The 14,555-nt window shown below is 49.7% G+C and carries 14 protein-coding genes; 8 read left to right on the forward strand and 6 right to left on the reverse strand.

Annotated elements, in window-relative coordinates; all coding sequences use genetic code 11:
- Positions 1-407: 407 nt before the first annotated feature.
- Positions 408-572: a hypothetical protein gene (locus JK211_RS04950; protein ID WP_212707570.1), complete on the reverse strand. Its 165-nt coding sequence runs from the start codon at positions 570-572 to the stop codon at positions 408-410.
- Between the two features lie 174 nt (positions 573-746).
- On the opposite strand from JK211_RS04950, the gene JK211_RS04955 reads away from it, so the two are divergent.
- Positions 747-1,649, forward strand: coding sequence for a polysaccharide deacetylase (locus tag JK211_RS04955; RefSeq protein WP_212707571.1), 903 nt, complete (start codon positions 747-749; stop codon positions 1,647-1,649).
- Between the two features lie 560 nt (positions 1,650-2,209).
- The gene (locus tag JK211_RS04960; protein WP_212707572.1) at positions 2,210-2,761 is read left to right on the forward strand and encodes a flavodoxin family protein; all 552 of its coding nucleotides are present in this window, start codon (positions 2,210-2,212) and stop codon (positions 2,759-2,761) included.
- Positions 2,762-2,820: 59 nt separating this feature from the next.
- On the opposite strand, the gene JK211_RS04965 is transcribed toward JK211_RS04960, so the two are convergent.
- Positions 2,821-3,957, reverse strand: coding sequence for a glycerate kinase (locus tag JK211_RS04965; RefSeq protein ID WP_212707687.1), 1,137 nt, complete (start codon positions 3,955-3,957; stop codon positions 2,821-2,823).
- Between the two features lie 663 nt (positions 3,958-4,620).
- Here JK211_RS04965 and JK211_RS04970 point away from each other — a divergent pair.
- The 3 genes from JK211_RS04970 to JK211_RS04980 are packed head-to-tail and all read left to right on the forward strand — an operon-like array spanning position 4,621 to position 8,669.
- Positions 4,621-6,162, forward strand: coding sequence for an OmpA family protein (locus tag JK211_RS04970; RefSeq protein ID WP_212707573.1), 1,542 nt, complete (start codon positions 4,621-4,623; stop codon positions 6,160-6,162).
- Between the two features lie 21 nt (positions 6,163-6,183).
- On the forward strand, positions 6,184-7,815 hold the full coding sequence (locus tag JK211_RS04975) for a hypothetical protein (RefSeq protein ID WP_212707574.1): 1,632 nt from the start codon (positions 6,184-6,186) through the stop codon (positions 7,813-7,815).
- Between the two features lie 17 nt (positions 7,816-7,832).
- Positions 7,833-8,669, forward strand: coding sequence for a hypothetical protein (locus tag JK211_RS04980; RefSeq protein ID WP_212707575.1), 837 nt, complete (start codon positions 7,833-7,835; stop codon positions 8,667-8,669).
- A gap of 111 nt (positions 8,670-8,780) precedes the next feature.
- On the opposite strand, the gene JK211_RS04985 is transcribed toward JK211_RS04980, so the two are convergent.
- Complete coding sequence (locus tag JK211_RS04985) at positions 8,781-9,719, reverse strand: LysR family transcriptional regulator (protein WP_212707576.1); 939 nt, start codon at positions 9,717-9,719, stop codon at positions 8,781-8,783.
- A 123-nt stretch (positions 9,720-9,842) separates the two neighbouring features.
- Here JK211_RS04985 and JK211_RS04990 point away from each other — a divergent pair, with 123 nt between their 5' ends.
- Together JK211_RS04990 and JK211_RS04995 are read left to right on the forward strand one after the other, a co-directional pair.
- Positions 9,843-10,874 (forward strand): Rieske 2Fe-2S domain-containing protein, encoded by a 1,032-nt coding sequence (locus JK211_RS04990; RefSeq protein WP_212707577.1) that lies wholly within the window; start codon positions 9,843-9,845, stop codon positions 10,872-10,874.
- Positions 10,875-10,885: 11 nt separating this feature from the next.
- The gene (locus JK211_RS04995) at positions 10,886-11,854 is read left to right on the forward strand and encodes a PDR/VanB family oxidoreductase (RefSeq protein ID WP_212707688.1); all 969 of its coding nucleotides are present in this window, start codon (positions 10,886-10,888) and stop codon (positions 11,852-11,854) included.
- 151 nt (positions 11,855-12,005) lie between these two features.
- Here JK211_RS04995 and fis read toward each other — a convergent pair whose 3' ends face one another.
- Together fis and dusB are read right to left on the reverse strand one after the other, a co-directional pair.
- A complete protein-coding gene (gene fis, locus JK211_RS05000) occupies positions 12,006-12,302 on the reverse strand; it encodes a DNA-binding transcriptional regulator Fis (protein WP_000462905.1) in 297 nt (98 codons plus the stop codon).
- A 24-nt stretch (positions 12,303-12,326) separates the two neighbouring features.
- On the reverse strand, positions 12,327-13,292 hold the full coding sequence (gene dusB / locus JK211_RS05005; RefSeq protein ID WP_212707578.1) for a tRNA dihydrouridine synthase DusB: 966 nt from the start codon (positions 13,290-13,292) through the stop codon (positions 12,327-12,329).
- Between dusB and JK211_RS05010 the strand changes: the two genes are divergently transcribed.
- Complete coding sequence (locus JK211_RS05010) at positions 13,244-13,531, forward strand: hypothetical protein (RefSeq protein ID WP_212707695.1); 288 nt, start codon at positions 13,244-13,246, stop codon at positions 13,529-13,531. The genes dusB and JK211_RS05010 overlap by 49 nt on opposite strands.
- Positions 13,532-13,667: 136 nt before the next feature.
- On the opposite strand, the gene prmA is transcribed toward JK211_RS05010, so the two are convergent.
- The gene (gene prmA / locus JK211_RS05015; protein WP_212707579.1) at positions 13,668-14,549 is read right to left on the reverse strand and encodes a 50S ribosomal protein L11 methyltransferase; all 882 of its coding nucleotides are present in this window, start codon (positions 14,547-14,549) and stop codon (positions 13,668-13,670) included.
- Positions 14,550-14,555 lie beyond the last annotated feature (6 nt).

The raw sequence follows: 14,555 nt of genomic DNA on the forward strand, positions 1-14,555 counted from the left end.
CAGAAGTGAAACGCCGTAGCGCCGATGGTAGTGTGGGGTCTCCCCATGCGAGAGTAGGGAACTGCCAGGCATCCAATAAGACAAAAAGGCCATCCTGACGGATGGCCTTTTTGCACTGGTTTTTTTAATCCTTCTGTACAGAATAACGGCATCTCTGTTGTTTATGTCCGCATTATGGCTTCTTTATGAGCACACCGGTGACTGAAAAGGCTGCCGGCGCGGCTGTATCCGGAAGTTTTGATATTTTTTCGTCTGCTGCCGGGGCAATAGCACAGCACCGATGGCAGTGCGGGGTCTCCCCGTGCGGGAGAAGGACAGAAGCCTGCTTCTGAACGTTGCCTCCGGCAACGGCCAGGCATCCAATAAGACAAAAAGGCCATCCTGACGGATGGCCTTACTTCGATGACTCAGTGCATATTACTCGCCGGGACATCTGTCCATTGGCAGTTAATGGTTTTTTTTCCGGCACTGCAATCCCCGTTATGGATCACAACGGTTTCCTGCGGAGGTTCTTTTTTCGCTGCACAGGCTGACAGCAATAAAGTGACTAATACCAGGCTAAAGATACGCATGCCAGCTTCTCCTAAACTTACTTTCGCTCATAATAAACGACCTGAGTAAGATTGTCCTGTCTTGCCGTCAGTTATCCCTTTCTGCCATAAACACAGTTGCCGGAAGGCCGGTCAGACTGGCATAGTGAGAACTTATTATCGGCCTATTCATTCATCCGGGTAATTCAATTAACTATGACACAGAACGCTGACCTGATACTGACATTAAATGAGCATCACCGTTATCCTTCGACGGATAAAAATAGCGCTTCATTCAGCTGGCCCGGAGGTCATGGCCTGGCGATCTATGTAGCGATGAATCTGGAGCATTTTTCATTTGGCTGTTCAGAAGGCGCTAAAATATCGCAGGTGGCTAACTCTCTCGATATCCTGAATTATAGCTGGCGTGACTATGGAAATCGGGTCGGCGGCTGGCATCTGGCCGGGTTATTTGAAAAACTATCGATCCCTCCTGCTGTTATCGCGAATAGCTCAATACTGGAACATTATCCTGAATTACTGCAACGCTGGACTGATTTACCCGGCAGTGAACTGATAGGCCACGGGTATACGAATTCTCAGCGACAAGGGGATTTGGATGAAGAAGAGGAGTCTTATCTGATCAGCTATTGTCAGCAGCAACTGACTCAATATCAGAATCAGAAAGTCTCTGGCTGGTTATCTCCATGGATCTCAGAAAGTCATAATACCCCTGACCTGCTGAAACAGCACGGTTTTGACTACAGCCTTAACTGGGCACATGATGACAGACCGGTACCGATCAACACCCGGCACGGTGAGTTGCTGTCGATACCGTACCCTCAGGAAATTAATGATATACCAACAATTATTCCGAATGGCACATCTATAGATATTTTCTGCCAGATGATTAAAGATCAATTTGCAGAACTTCTGGAACGCAGTAAGTTTTCTCCGCAGGTGATGGGGATTGCGTTGCACCCATATATTGTCGGGCAACCGTTCCGTTTTTATCAGTTAAAGAAAACCCTTGCTGAACTTATATTACAGCAGAATGAATTCTGGCTAACTACTCCCGGAGAAATTGCCCGTTATTACAGATCTTCATTTCCTGAATAAACAATAGAACTTACATCATTATTAGCCGGAAATAAAATACCTCTTCCGGCTATAAAGCAGAGAAACAGGGGCCTGTCATCAGACTATAGAATTTTCTCCGGAGAGTAATTCTGTATCGGATAGTTAATAACATACTGAAAGTTATTGGTTTATTATATTCACTGTAAATATGTTTTTCTGAAGGTTTAATTATGACAGCTGTTATAAATACCGATATATAACCGTAAATCTGATTGATATTAAGTAATACATTAAATAGTTATCCGGGTAATAATAAAAGCCCGGGAATCATAACGAAAGAAATATAATCCCTGTTGTCTGTTATAGCCATTTCAGACCAGACAGTCTCCGGCGACATTAAACAGACCCGCTTTGAGATCGATCCGGGATTCGCAGCCTGTAAATCCCGGTACCTCTCTTCAGGGATAAGTATGCTGTCCTTATGATATTTTGTCATAGAACAGTAGATGAATATTTATCAAAAAACGGCGATGATAGCTATTCACGTATGCTGTGTATCACCGTGTTTTACCAATGGCTAGTCTAACAGAGAGGTTAATATGTCAGATATTTATGTGATTTATTTTTCCGGGTACGGACACACTAAACGCGTTGCCGAAAGTGTTGCTGAAGGTGCCGGAGCAGAACTTATTGCAATAGATAATCAGGGTGAAATTACCGAACAGGACTGGGAAAAACTGAATGCCGCCGACGGTATTATTTTTGGTGCACCGACTTATATGGGGAGTGCGCCATGGCAGTTTAAAAAATTTGCGGATGCCAGTTCTAAAGCCTGGTTTACTCGTCAATGGCAGGATAAGGTTTTTGGCGGATTTACCAACAGTGCCAGTCTGAATGGTGATAAGCAGAATACCCTGATTTTCTTCCAGACTCTGGCAGCACAACATGGCGGGATCTGGGTCAGCCTGGGGATACTACCGGCCAACACCACGACCGCAACCCGTGAAGATATTAATAACCTCGGAGGATCCGCAGGGCCGCTTATTCAGTCACCTTCCGATGCCGGGGCTGAACTCATCCCTGCCGGTGATATTGAAACAGCACGTCAGTACGGCGCACGGGTTGCTTCAATTACCGCACGTTTAAAATAGTTCCGCCATTGTTCGCAGGGGGCTTTTCTGCCCCCTGTATCAGCCATTCCGATGCCGGATCAGCTCAGGTGTAATCTGAGTAATCTTCCGACGTTTTCACAGGTTCGCTGGATATTAACCGTACCGCTGCGCAGCAGGTTGTCGATACTGTCAGCCTGAGGGATGATCCCAAAAATAGCATCAATACCCTGCCGGTAGAGAGGCTCAGTACCTGAACCCATACTGCCGGCAATCGCGATCACAGGGACCCCGGCAGCTTTTGCCAGCCGTGCAACACCCAGCGGAGTTTTACCAAACATGGTCTGTGCATCCATCCGTCCTTCACCTGTGAAACAATAATCTGCACCGGTCAGGTGCTGCTTCAGCCGGGTATACGACAGTATAATTTCAACACCGTTTTTTAATTCGCAGTCGGTAAATGCCAGCAATCCAGCACCGAGTCCTCCCGCGGCACCTGCTCCGGGCTGATCAGCCAAATTTTTGCCAAGTTGCTGACAGATAATCTGTGCATAATGGGCCAGATTGTCGTCGAGCTGGCGGACCATGGGTGGCGTAGCCCCTTTCTGCGGACCAAATACGACCGAGGCTCCCTGGTCACCACACAGAGGGCTTGTTACATCGCAGGCGACAAGAAACTTTACACCGTTCAGGCGTGGATCGAGGCCGGATATATCAATTCGTTGCAGGTCTCCCAGCGCACCTCCGCCACGGCTCAGCTGCCGGTGATGCGGACCATAAAAACGTACACCTAAAGCTTCGGCCATACCTGCTCCGCCATCATTGGTGGCACTGCCGCCGAGGCCTAAAATTATCTGTCTGACACCTTTATTCAGACAGGCTGTGACCAGCTGACCGGTGCCATAGCTGGTCGCCAGTAAGGGATTACGATTATCAGGAGCGGTATGCTGGATACCGCTTGCAGAAGACATTTCAATAATACCCACAGTACCATCGCCACTGATCCCAAAAATAGCTTCTGCAGGAGAACCCGAAGGGTCGGTTACTGTTACAGAGTGTAAGGCTCCGCAGGTCGCATCAACCAGTGACCGGGTGGTCCCTTCACCACCGTCAGCCATCGGCACATGGATATAGCGGGCCTCAGGAAATACCCTCCGTAAACCGCGCTCCATGGCAATACAGACTTCCTTCGCGGTCATACTTTCTTTGAATGAGTCTGGGGCTAAAACAAACGTCATGGGTTTCATTTTTTCACCTTTTTATGCCTCCGGGCGGCTCTGCAATTCTATGGCTGACAGCAGCACCCGTGGAATAATAGTCAGAGAGCCGTGGGGGTATTTATACTTTTTAGCGGGGCGGGAGGGCTTCTGCAATTGTATTTATTGAAATGTTTAACAACAGCTATCCGGCCACGGATTATAACCTTACCCGGCGATGGCGGGGATACAGACTGCCAGTATGGTTACAGGTGAGGATGCTTACACAGTCGTCTGTTTCAGCCAGCGGTCTCTGAGCTGTTCATCAGACATATCAATAAACGTACTTATTAATCAGTAGAAATTATATTTAATTTTCTGTTGTCTTCGCCTTATCAGTTCCACCACAAATCCCACAGAATAATTTTATCACATTGATTTAAAATGGATATTTTTTAGTTATAACAGCCATTCTGTAATATCAGGACATGAACATCCTTAAATAAACTTATTTTTCTCAGGTATTTGTTAAAACAAATTTCAGTTTGAGTCAGTCTATAGCAAAGTGTTATGCTCACCGGCTGATTATATTGATTAACATTTTTTACTATTACTGTCTGGAATGACGGTTTCTGCGTGTCTGCGGACAGTAAAATATCAATACAGACAGAATACTCTGCTGCGGGTATTCAGAGGCCCCCCTGAATGAAAATTACGGAAATAACAGTTGTTGTTTTATCGGCCAGTCTGCTCAGCAGCTGTGCAAATACACAAGACCAGCTCAATGAAACCGGTGCTCATTATGGAACAGAGATCCTCTGCGGCGTCGGTGCTATCGGGGGTGCTATCGTCGGTAACCTGGTGGGAAGAAAACTGGGTAATGCAGCTGCCGGTACCGCGATTGGTGCGGCATTAGGTACCGGAGGAGGCTGCTATGCGGGAAACATCTGGCAGACCCGTTCGAAAGCTCTGCTGGAAGCAGCCAGAAAAGCCAATATCCGGATGACGACCGAATCTGCGTTAACCCGTCCCTCTGCCACAGATAAACAGGCGGGCGGCATCGTGGCCCAGGTCAGTGACCAGGGGATGTTTGATACCGGCTCAGCACAATTAACTACCACAGGTCACCGGCAGATAGAGAGCCTGGCCAGGGTGTATGCAGAGGCTCAGAGTACTCCCCGTTACTATCTGGTAGTCGGACATACGGACTCCACGGGTAATCCGGAAGTGAATAAGCAGCTTTCTGAGCAACGGGCAAAATCAGTCGGTAGCCTGTTACGCGGTGCCGGGATACCTGCCAGCCATATTTACTATCAGGGGGCAGGAGCTTCGCGTCCGATTGGCAGTAACCAGACCCCTGAGGGACGGGCTAAAAATCGCCGGGTAGAAATAAGTGAATTAAGTGATGAAAAAGCACTGGCGATGCGGGTAGAGCAGGAGCAGGGTAACAGCCGCTATCTGGACTATAGCAGTACTGTATCGGTTGTCAGGGCATCGTCCGCCGGTGATGAGAAAAAAAACCTATCCCGGGCAACGACCCTGGTGCCATCCGCTGCGGATAAAGCAGTTCCGGAACGTCATTCTCAGATCACGGAGAATAAAAAACAAACCCGCACGGGTAACAAAAACAAGACGTCTGTCGCCACCACTACGGCAGAGACGACCCGGCACATTCCTGCATCAGAACAGATTGATTTTAATGGGCAGCCGGCGGCTTCTGTGACCAGTGTGGTTACCGAAGTGGATGCCAGTGAGTCTTCTTCCTGGTTTCCGACGGCCCGTGCCGCAGATACTGCCATTATGAGTTGTGCAACTGATAGTCTCAGGATCAGTGGTCAGGTGAAGAGCCTGGCAACCGGCAAAGACTTCACTACCCATCATAGCTATGACTATTTACCTGGTTACGGTGGCTTGTCCTGGGCGAATGTAGTGAATAACAATCTGGTGGTTATTTCCCCGGTCGCTATTTTGCGTGATGGTGCCCAGCCCGGTCAGAATCCGACCATATCGATAGTGACGCATTTTACCGGAACCCGGAAAGAACCGTCGGCGGTTATTCCTGCCATTGCGCAGACCTATCAGGGGAAAGACGACATTATTTATCGTGTTTACCCGCGCCAGACCGGCAGTGCCGTAACTTGTATGGATATTGTTTTTAGTACCCGTGGCGCGAAAGCGACAAAAGGGCAGCTCTTCTATCCGAAAGCGACCACGACCTATGTGGCCGATTATATCCCGACGCATTAATTATGATGAGACTCAATAACTATGAATGACTTTTCACTTGGCGGGCTTGGTGCTCAGATTATTGAGCACCGCCTGCTCACTCTCTGCATTATTCTTCTGCTACTGGCGGCAGGAATTGCGTATAAAAAATGGGATGATGTCCGTTATTTTTGTATGAGGGTCTGGCATGTCATGCCGCTGGTGGGAACGGTAGCTAAAGCCTCTCGCCAGTATTCCAGCCGTTCATCGCTGGTACATCAGTCAAAATGGCTGGATGCTGAAATGAATATTGCTGATCTCTACTACAATGAGTATGTGGCTGCGGATCAGGACATTACCTATTACAATCAGTGCAAAGACTATCTGGCTAAAGTACTGGAATCTGGTCGTAAAAAAGCACCGGTATGGGTAACCCCCCTGATAGTCGTGCTGCTGGTGATGGAAGCTATCGGGTTCGCCTATGTTCTTGGTCCTTTTATGGCGCCACGGATTTCAGCGAATAATCTGCAGATTGTTGTCTGGTCACTGGCGTTGATCCTGTCGCTGATTTCCGGCTTTATTGCCCACCACGCCGGTGCCGCCCAGCATTATAACTCTTTGTTAAGAAAGGCAAATCGCTGGTTCAGTCAGAGTGATTCAAAAAAGAATCTGAATGAAGTCAGTGAAATTCAGATTGTCCATACTTACCGTGATAATGATGAACCACGCTATAACCAAATCGCAGCAAGGATCTCTATCGATCATGACTGTGCAGAACACCGCCGTCCCGTCTGGGGATTTTATGCCTGGATTCTGATTATTGCGATCGCGGCTTTCGGGGTGCGTTATTACACCTTGCAGATGGTGGAATCAAAACAATCAGTCACCAGCATGCAGAGCAGCAATGATGTCAGCAGCCCATGGGGTAGTGTACTTCCTGCCCAGGCGGCACAGAATGATCAGCAGGCCAGACTGCAGGCCGAAAACGACATGCAGCAGTCAAAGCATGATGCCTCGCTGGTGACGTTTATTATCCTTTCTGTCATTTATATCGGTGTGCAGTTTTTTGCTTTCTTCCTCGGACGCAATTATGGTTTCGCCGGCGTACATTCTTCAGAGGCCTGGCACAGCACTCATCGTTTTCCAAATGCACAGGCAATGCGCTCCTGGATGGAGCGACGGAAACGGGCAATCAGTATGCATGCCGATCATAAACTGAGTATGCTGCGGCGCAAACTGATGCACAAAACGACCACCAGTGCCGAAGAACGTGAATTACTGAAGCAATCCCTGAACCGTGATTTTGAAAGCTATGTCCGGCAAAAACAGGCGGGGCTGGAGCAGGAACGTGAAAACAGTCGTCGCAAAGAGCTGGAAGACTATAAGCGCAACCAGAAGCTGGATAGCGATATTACCCGTCATAATAGCGCCGGGGCTGGTCACACAATACAGCCAGCCGCCACGGTAATTCGTGATATACCGGCTGAAGATACACAGAGTCAGGCTGCTGCCCCGGTCTCTGATGCGGACATTAAACCACTGGAATATCCGGATATCACTGAAGTCGAAGCAGGTGAATTGATTTTCCTGGCAAATATTTATCCGTCGTTCTCAGGACTGACAGAACAACAGATCACTTTTATCTGGAAAGCGCAATGCTTTGCGAAAAAGCGTGGCTTGTTTGCTGTGGCGTAAAACACGGGAGAATAATAATGAAAAAAAGGTTTCTCGGGTTACTGCTGGCTGGCTGGTTAGGCAGCCCGTTGATCGCCAATGCGGAAGCTGGCGGGATGGCGGATAGCTGTTATGCCCGTACTCATACCCTGCAATGGCAGGCCCCGGCCAGCGGACGACAGCTGACAGTTGTTATTGATCAGACGGTAGTATTGCCGGATGTATTACAGCATTCCGTATGGGATAAAGTCGCAGCCTTTATTAAACCCGGCGATGAGGTAAAGCTGTATACCTTCTCGGCGGTGGTGCCCGGGCAATATATGCAATTGGTGGCCGACAGCACGCTTGATACGCCACCTTCCTCCTCTGCCCGTGGTGATATCCCGATGGATGACCTGGACGATCTGGACAGTTGTCTCAGCCAGCAGAAATCTCAGTTTACGCAGAACTGGGGACGGGCGCTGGTGAAGGCAATGCAGGAATCGAGGGCAGATATCCCGAAAAGTGAGATTATGCACTCGCTGAAAAGTATTGGTGAAGATCTTAAAACATCGCCAGCCCGCCAGCGGGTTATCTTACTGGTCAGCGATATGCTGGAAAACAGTGATTCTGCGTCCTTCTATCAGCATAACCAGATCCGTCAGCTGAATGTACCAAAAGTACTGGCCAGCGTGCGTCAGCAGAATTTAGTGGCAGATATGGATGGTGCAGAAATTTATGTATTGGGGGCCGGGCTGTTAAGTGCCAAAGACAGCCATTATATTGGCGGTAAGACGCTGGATAGCCTGCAAAATTTCTGGCAGCAATGGTTTGCGTTATCTGATGCCCGGCTGGTGGCTTTTGGTACACCGGCACTGAATCAGCCACTGCAGTAAGTCTGGTAAGTCTGATGAAAAAGCGCTTTCCTGCCGGAAGCGCTTTTTTTATCCTCGCCGAAGACGGGCTTTGCCCCTTTCTCCGGCGACAGGATAATCGCTGACATTATATTACCACCGGTGCTGCAGACCATCAGGCGCGGCAGTGCTATTCATCTCCTCGATAATCCCCGACAGACGCTGGATCATATATTGCGCAGCCCGTGACAGTTGTCTCGAAGGAGCAGTACAGAGCCCGAGAGTGACCGGCCGTAGTGGATTATGCTTTATCGGGATAAAACACAGCCGGTTAAGACGGAGGTCTTCCATGACATCCAGCCGGCTGAGCACCGAAATTCCGGTTCCGTTAGCCACCAGGCTGCGGATCAGCCGAATATCATTACAGGAAATCACCGATGCCGGTGGCTGACCTGCACGCTGATACAGGGACTGTACACGATCGTGTACTACCAGTCCCTTACCGGGGATAATATGCCGCTGATCATGCAATTCAGACAGAGATACAGATGGCAGGTCACTGAGCCTGTGCCGCGGGGGAACAACGATCCCCATCGCGAGTTCGGCAAACGCGATCACCTCGATCCCGCTGACGGTGCCGGGATCGAGAATTAGTCCGAAATCGACGACGGCATCCCGCACCATTCTGCTGACGACCTGGCTGCTTTCAACAGCCAGTTCGATATCAAGCCATTGCTGCCCGTGGGCGATGCTGCCAATTTCTCCGCATAATGGACCTTCTGTCAGAGCCTGTACCAGACCAATGGCGACCTTACCGCGTTTCAGCCCCTGAATATCAGCGAAACGTTGCTGTGTCAGGCTGAAATCCCGCTGCCAGTTCAGCAGATCACTATAGAGTAACTCTCCGGCAGTGGTCATACGCATTCCCCCCGGCAACCGTTCAAATAAGGCGATACCAAAACTTTCTTCTGCCTGAAGGATCTGGCGATTGATGGCTGAAGCTGAGACATGCAATTTTTCTGCTGCTTTGCGCAGGCTCCCGCAGCGGGCGACTTCAGCAAAATAAGCAGCAAAACGTGAGAACGGGGTCATTGGTCACCTGTACAGTTTTTTGCAACATAGATCTGAATTAATGCTGATGGACGGATACACCTTAGTGCAGACAGAATGTCCTGACAATCACTATGCTTTTTCCTGAGCTGAGCGGATAACGTTATGAACAGAATATCACCTCCTGCCCATTGTACTTTCGACCCTGATGACTGGGTGCGTCTTGCCAGATACTGGCACCCGGTGGCCCGTTCTGTTGATGTCAGCACTTCGCCGTATAAAACCGTACTCCTTGATGAACCGCTGGTGGTGTACCGGATTGGTGAAGAGGTGGTTGCGGCGAAAGATCTTTGTCCTCATCGCGGTGTACCCCTGACCCTTGGTTTTGCCGATGACGGCGGGATTGTCTGCCCTTATCACGGGCTGCGTTTCGGTAGCGGGGGGAAATGTAACCGTATCCCCTCAAGTCCGGAGCAGGCGATTCCGGCAAAGCTTAATTTAACGGCCTTTGACGTGGAGGAACGTTACGGTCTGGTCTGGGTATGTATGTTACCTGATGCAGAAAACCCCGTTGCTCTGCCGGTGATGCCTTTATGGGATAGCTCCGGATTCCAGCAGATAAATTGCCCCGGGTTTGATGTGAATGGTTTTGCCGGACGGCAGGTCGAAGGCTTTCTCGACGTGGCTCATTTTGCGTGGGTCCATACCGAAACGTTCGCCGATCCGGAAAACCAGAGTGTGCCAGCCTATCATCCGGTGGAGACCGAATCCGGGTTTAGTGTCGATTACCGAAGCAGTGTCAGCAACTATGCGGCTGATTCTGAAGAGCAGGCGCCTGAGGGGTTTGTCTGGCTGCGGCATTTTGAAATGCATCTGCCTTTTACGGCCACACTGACGATCCATTTTCCGGGAGAGTCACGGCTGGTGATTATGAATGCTGCCTCGCCGGTATCGGCCAGGAAAACACGGATGTTCGCGCCGATTGCCCGAAATTTTGATCTGCATATTCCGGTGCAGGATATCTGTGATTTTAACCGGCGGGTCTTCGAAGAAGACCGGCTGATGGTGGAAACGCAGCGCCCCGAAAATCTGCCATCGGATATGACTCTGGAAGCTCATATTCCTGCTGACAGAAGCTCAATTGCCTACCGCCGCAGCCTGAAAAAAATGGGTTTTGGTGAGTTTTTCCTGGTATAGGAGCGACAGTGATGGATATACCGGTGGATGTTATTGTCGATGCTGTCTGGCGACAAGGGGAGAATAATCTGGGGGTTGCACTGGTCGCCGCAGACGGTCAGCCGCTGCCGCGCTGGGCGCCGGGGGCTCATATCAGCCTTTATCTGAATAACCATCTGATCCGTCAGTATTCACTGACCGGACGAGGGAATGATCCATATCGTTATCAGATTTGCGTCGCCCGTGATCAGGCGTCACGGGGCGGGTCTGCTTATATTCATGATGTGTTGCGGCCCGGCCAGCGGCTGACCATCAGCGTTCCGAAAAATCTGTTTCCGCTGGCGGCGTCGGGACCGGTTATTTTACTGGCGGGCGGGATTGGTATTACGCCGTTGTATGCGATGGCTGAGCATCTTGAAGCCAGCGGAACTCCCTTTGTTCTGCATTATTACCTGAAGAAGCCGGGGTGCGGAGCATTTGAGCGCGAATTACAACGGCCTTTGCAGCATGGTAACTGCCGGTTCTGGTACAGCAGCGACGGTGATTCTCCGAGGCACCATATTCCGGAGGAGTTACTCAGCCCCTCAGCGGAGACCCGTATTTTGCTGTGCGGGCCCGAAGGTTTTATGACGCAGATGATGAATACGGCATTGCAGTATGGCTGGCCGGAAGAAAATATTCAGATGGAGGCTTTTGGCCCGCCGGCAGTACCGCAAACGGCCGGTGTCAGTGATGCTTTTATTATTACACTGGCCTCTTCTGGCTGGCAATTCAGAGTACCTGCAGATAAAACAATTGCCGCCGTGTTACTGGAAAACGGGGTGGATGTACCTCTTTCCTGTGAGATGGGGATTTGCGGTGCCTGCCTGACACCGGTTGTATCGGGCCGTGTGGATCACAGGGATACGGTACAGTCCGATGCGGAAAAATCGGCAGACCAGCAGCAGATAGCATTGTGTTGTTCCCGAAGTCACACCGCAGAGCTGGTGATAGAACGCTGAGCAGTAATCGCAGAAGATTTTTTGAAAGCTATCTGCCGGTACCGGATCCTGTCTCTGAGATTAATAGGCCATGCCTGACGTAATCATCATAAAAAAGGCACTGTCCTCGTCAGGAAAGTGCCTTTCTTTTCAAACTATTACGGGTGAATGATTAGTTCATTCCGTATTTTTTCAGTTTTTTACGCAGAGTCCCGCGGTTAATACCCATCATCAGTGCTGCACGGGTCTGGTTGCCACGGGTATACTGCATCACCATGTCCAACAAAGGCTGCTCAACTTCAGCCAGTACCAGCTCATACAGGTCATTAACATCCTGACCATTTAACTGAGCAAAATAGTTCTTCAGTGCTTGTTTAACCGAGTCACGAAGTGGTTTTTGAGTTACCTGATCCTGTGAATTCACGGTAGAAACGGTCAGTACGTCAGAATTTACGCGTTGTTCGAACATAGTTCTTTCAGCTCTTTTTTTCGTTTACGCAAGATTTTCGAAGTATGCCTCCAACGCCTCCAGTTGTTCACTGGCATCCTCTATGGCGTTGAATGTGCGCCGAAACTGGTCATCAGGAGCATGTTCCTGTAAATACCAGGAAACGTGTTTTCGGGCAATACGGTATCCCTTGCCGTGACCATAAAAGTCGTGCAGCTGCCGTATATGTCCAATCAGCATTTGCTTCACCTCGGCGAGTGGCTTTGGTGCAAGCAGCTCTCCTGTGTCCAGATAATGCTGGATTTCCCGGAAGATCCAGGGTCTTCCCTGAGCCGCGCGGCCTATCATCAGAGCATCCGCTCCGGTGTAGTCAAGTACGGCCCTGGCTTTATGCGGGTCAGTAATGTCCCCATTCGCGATAACCGGAATGGACACGTTCTGCTTAACTATCCGAATGCTGTCGTATTCTGCGTTACCATTAAACAGACAAGCGCGGGTTCGTCCGTGGATGGTTAACGCCTGAATGCCACAACGTTCGGCCAGTTGGGCAATTTCTATACAATTACGATTTTCGGTATTCCAGCCAGTACGGATCTTCAGGGTGACCGGTACATCCACTTCATTAACCACCGCCCGTAAAATAGACTCTACCAGCGACGGGTGCTGAAGCAATGCGGAACCTGCCATCTTTCGGTTCACTTTCTTTGCGGGACAACCCATATTAATATCAATGACTTGAGCGCCGGATTGTGCATTAATCCGTGCCGCCGCCGCCATCTCATCAGGGTCACCACCGGCAATTTGTACTGAGCGGATACCCGGCTCATCACTGTGCACCATACGCAGTCTGGATTTGTCACTTGCCCAGACTTCAGGGTTCGATGACATCATCTCTGATACTGTCATTCCTGCGCCGTTCTCGAAACAAAGCGTACGAAATGGCCTGTCGGTAATACCGGCCATTGGCGCAGCAATCAGTCGATTTCGAAGCTGGTATGATCCAATGCGCATGGGAAAGAGATGACCTTATATGTTCGCAAGGCGGCGTATATTACGCATTTTTTAACGAAGATGAAAGGCCAAACTTTGAACAATATGCCGTCATTGATCACGGAAATGAATATCAGGCAGCAGACAGATACAATATAAATACTAATATCAATGAGTTACATCAAAATATTCGCGGGGAGGCGGAAAAAATTTCTTTCTTCACCCTTGATATACAAGATAAAAAACAGTCACAAACATAATTTACAGCATATCTGCAGTATAAAATTTGCCATAAAAAGGCAGATATCAGGTAAAAAATCAGCAGTGCTGTGCGGGGCCGGAAAATAACGGTAAAGCACACTCTGTGGTGGTTACCCCGGAGTGTGCAGTGGTCAGTCAGCTGCGCTGGCCGGTGATACGGCACCACTCTTCTTTCTCTGCCACGGGGTCGAGCACAAATTTATCCGCATAGGCTTCGCAAACATCCTCAGCCTGGCTTGCCAGAATACCGGACAGGGCCAGCTTACCGCCGGTTTCAGGCAATACACTGATCAATGGTGCCAGTTCGCGTAGCGGGCCTGCCAGAATATTGGCTACCACAACATCGGCTTTTAAATCAGATGGCTGCTGATGTGGCAGATACAGATCCAGCCGCGAAGAAACACCGTTACGGCTGGCATTTTCCCGGCTGGCCTGAATAGCCTGCGGATCGATATCAATCCCGATAGCATGGCTGGCCCCCAGTTTCAGGGCGGCGATCGCCAGGATCCCCGATCCGCAACCAAAATCGATCACTGTCTTGCCCGTCAGATCCTGACTATCCAGCCAGCTCAGACATAACGATGTTGTCGGGTGGGTGCCGGTACCAAATGCCAGACCCGGATCCAGCATCACATTCACGGCATCAGGATCAGGGACTTCACGCCAGCTCGGACAAATCCACAGGCGTTCACCAAAGCACATCGGGTGGAAGTTATCCATCCATTCGCGTTCCCAGTCTTTATCTTCTATCTGTTCGATTTTATGGCGAAATCCGTCACCTAGTTGCGGATGCTGCGCCAGCATTGCAACGACCTGCTGCATATCCGTTTCTGCATCAAACAGACCAATAGCATCCGTATCGCCCCACAAGGGAGTTTCTCCCGGCATAGGTTCATAGACAGGATTATCATGAGTATCTTCAAAAGTGACAGAAACAGCACCGGTTTCAATCAGTGCATCACCAATTTCTTCCGCATCTGTGCCGGAAGTATTAATTTTTATCTGGATCCAGGGCATAGCATA

The organism is Tatumella sp. JGM130, assembly GCF_018257525.1.
Lineage (GTDB): Bacteria > Pseudomonadota > Gammaproteobacteria > Enterobacterales > Enterobacteriaceae > Tatumella > Tatumella punctata.

Bases quoted from the DNA above. Each gene is read 5' to 3' on its own strand.
- JK211_RS04995 (WP_212707688.1), top strand. From the start codon at position 10,886: ATGGATATACCGGTGGATGTTATTGTCGATGCTGTCTGGCGACAAGGG.
- JK211_RS04965 (WP_212707687.1), bottom strand. From the start codon at position 3,957: ATGACGTTTGTTTTAGCCCCAGACTCATTCAAAGAAAGTATGACCGCG.
- JK211_RS04955 (WP_212707571.1), top strand. From the start codon at position 747: ATGACACAGAACGCTGACCTGATACTGACATTAAATGAGCATCACCGT.
- JK211_RS04980 (WP_212707575.1), top strand. From the start codon at position 7,833: ATGAAAAAAAGGTTTCTCGGGTTACTGCTGGCTGGCTGGTTAGGCAGC.
- JK211_RS04960 (WP_212707572.1), top strand. From the start codon at position 2,210: ATGTCAGATATTTATGTGATTTATTTTTCCGGGTACGGACACACTAAA.
- JK211_RS04970 (WP_212707573.1), top strand. From the start codon at position 4,621: ATGAAAATTACGGAAATAACAGTTGTTGTTTTATCGGCCAGTCTGCTC.
- JK211_RS04950 (WP_212707570.1), bottom strand. From the start codon at position 572: ATGCGTATCTTTAGCCTGGTATTAGTCACTTTATTGCTGTCAGCCTGT.
- prmA (WP_212707579.1), bottom strand. From the start codon at position 14,549: ATGCCCTGGATCCAGATAAAAATTAATACTTCCGGCACAGATGCGGAA.
- JK211_RS04975 (WP_212707574.1), top strand. From the start codon at position 6,184: ATGAATGACTTTTCACTTGGCGGGCTTGGTGCTCAGATTATTGAGCAC.
- JK211_RS04990 (WP_212707577.1), top strand. From the start codon at position 9,843: ATGAACAGAATATCACCTCCTGCCCATTGTACTTTCGACCCTGATGAC.
- JK211_RS04985 (WP_212707576.1), bottom strand. From the start codon at position 9,719: ATGACCCCGTTCTCACGTTTTGCTGCTTATTTTGCTGAAGTCGCCCGC.
- dusB (WP_212707578.1), bottom strand. From the start codon at position 13,292: ATGCGCATTGGATCATACCAGCTTCGAAATCGACTGATTGCTGCGCCA.
- fis (WP_000462905.1), bottom strand. From the start codon at position 12,302: ATGTTCGAACAACGCGTAAATTCTGACGTACTGACCGTTTCTACCGTG.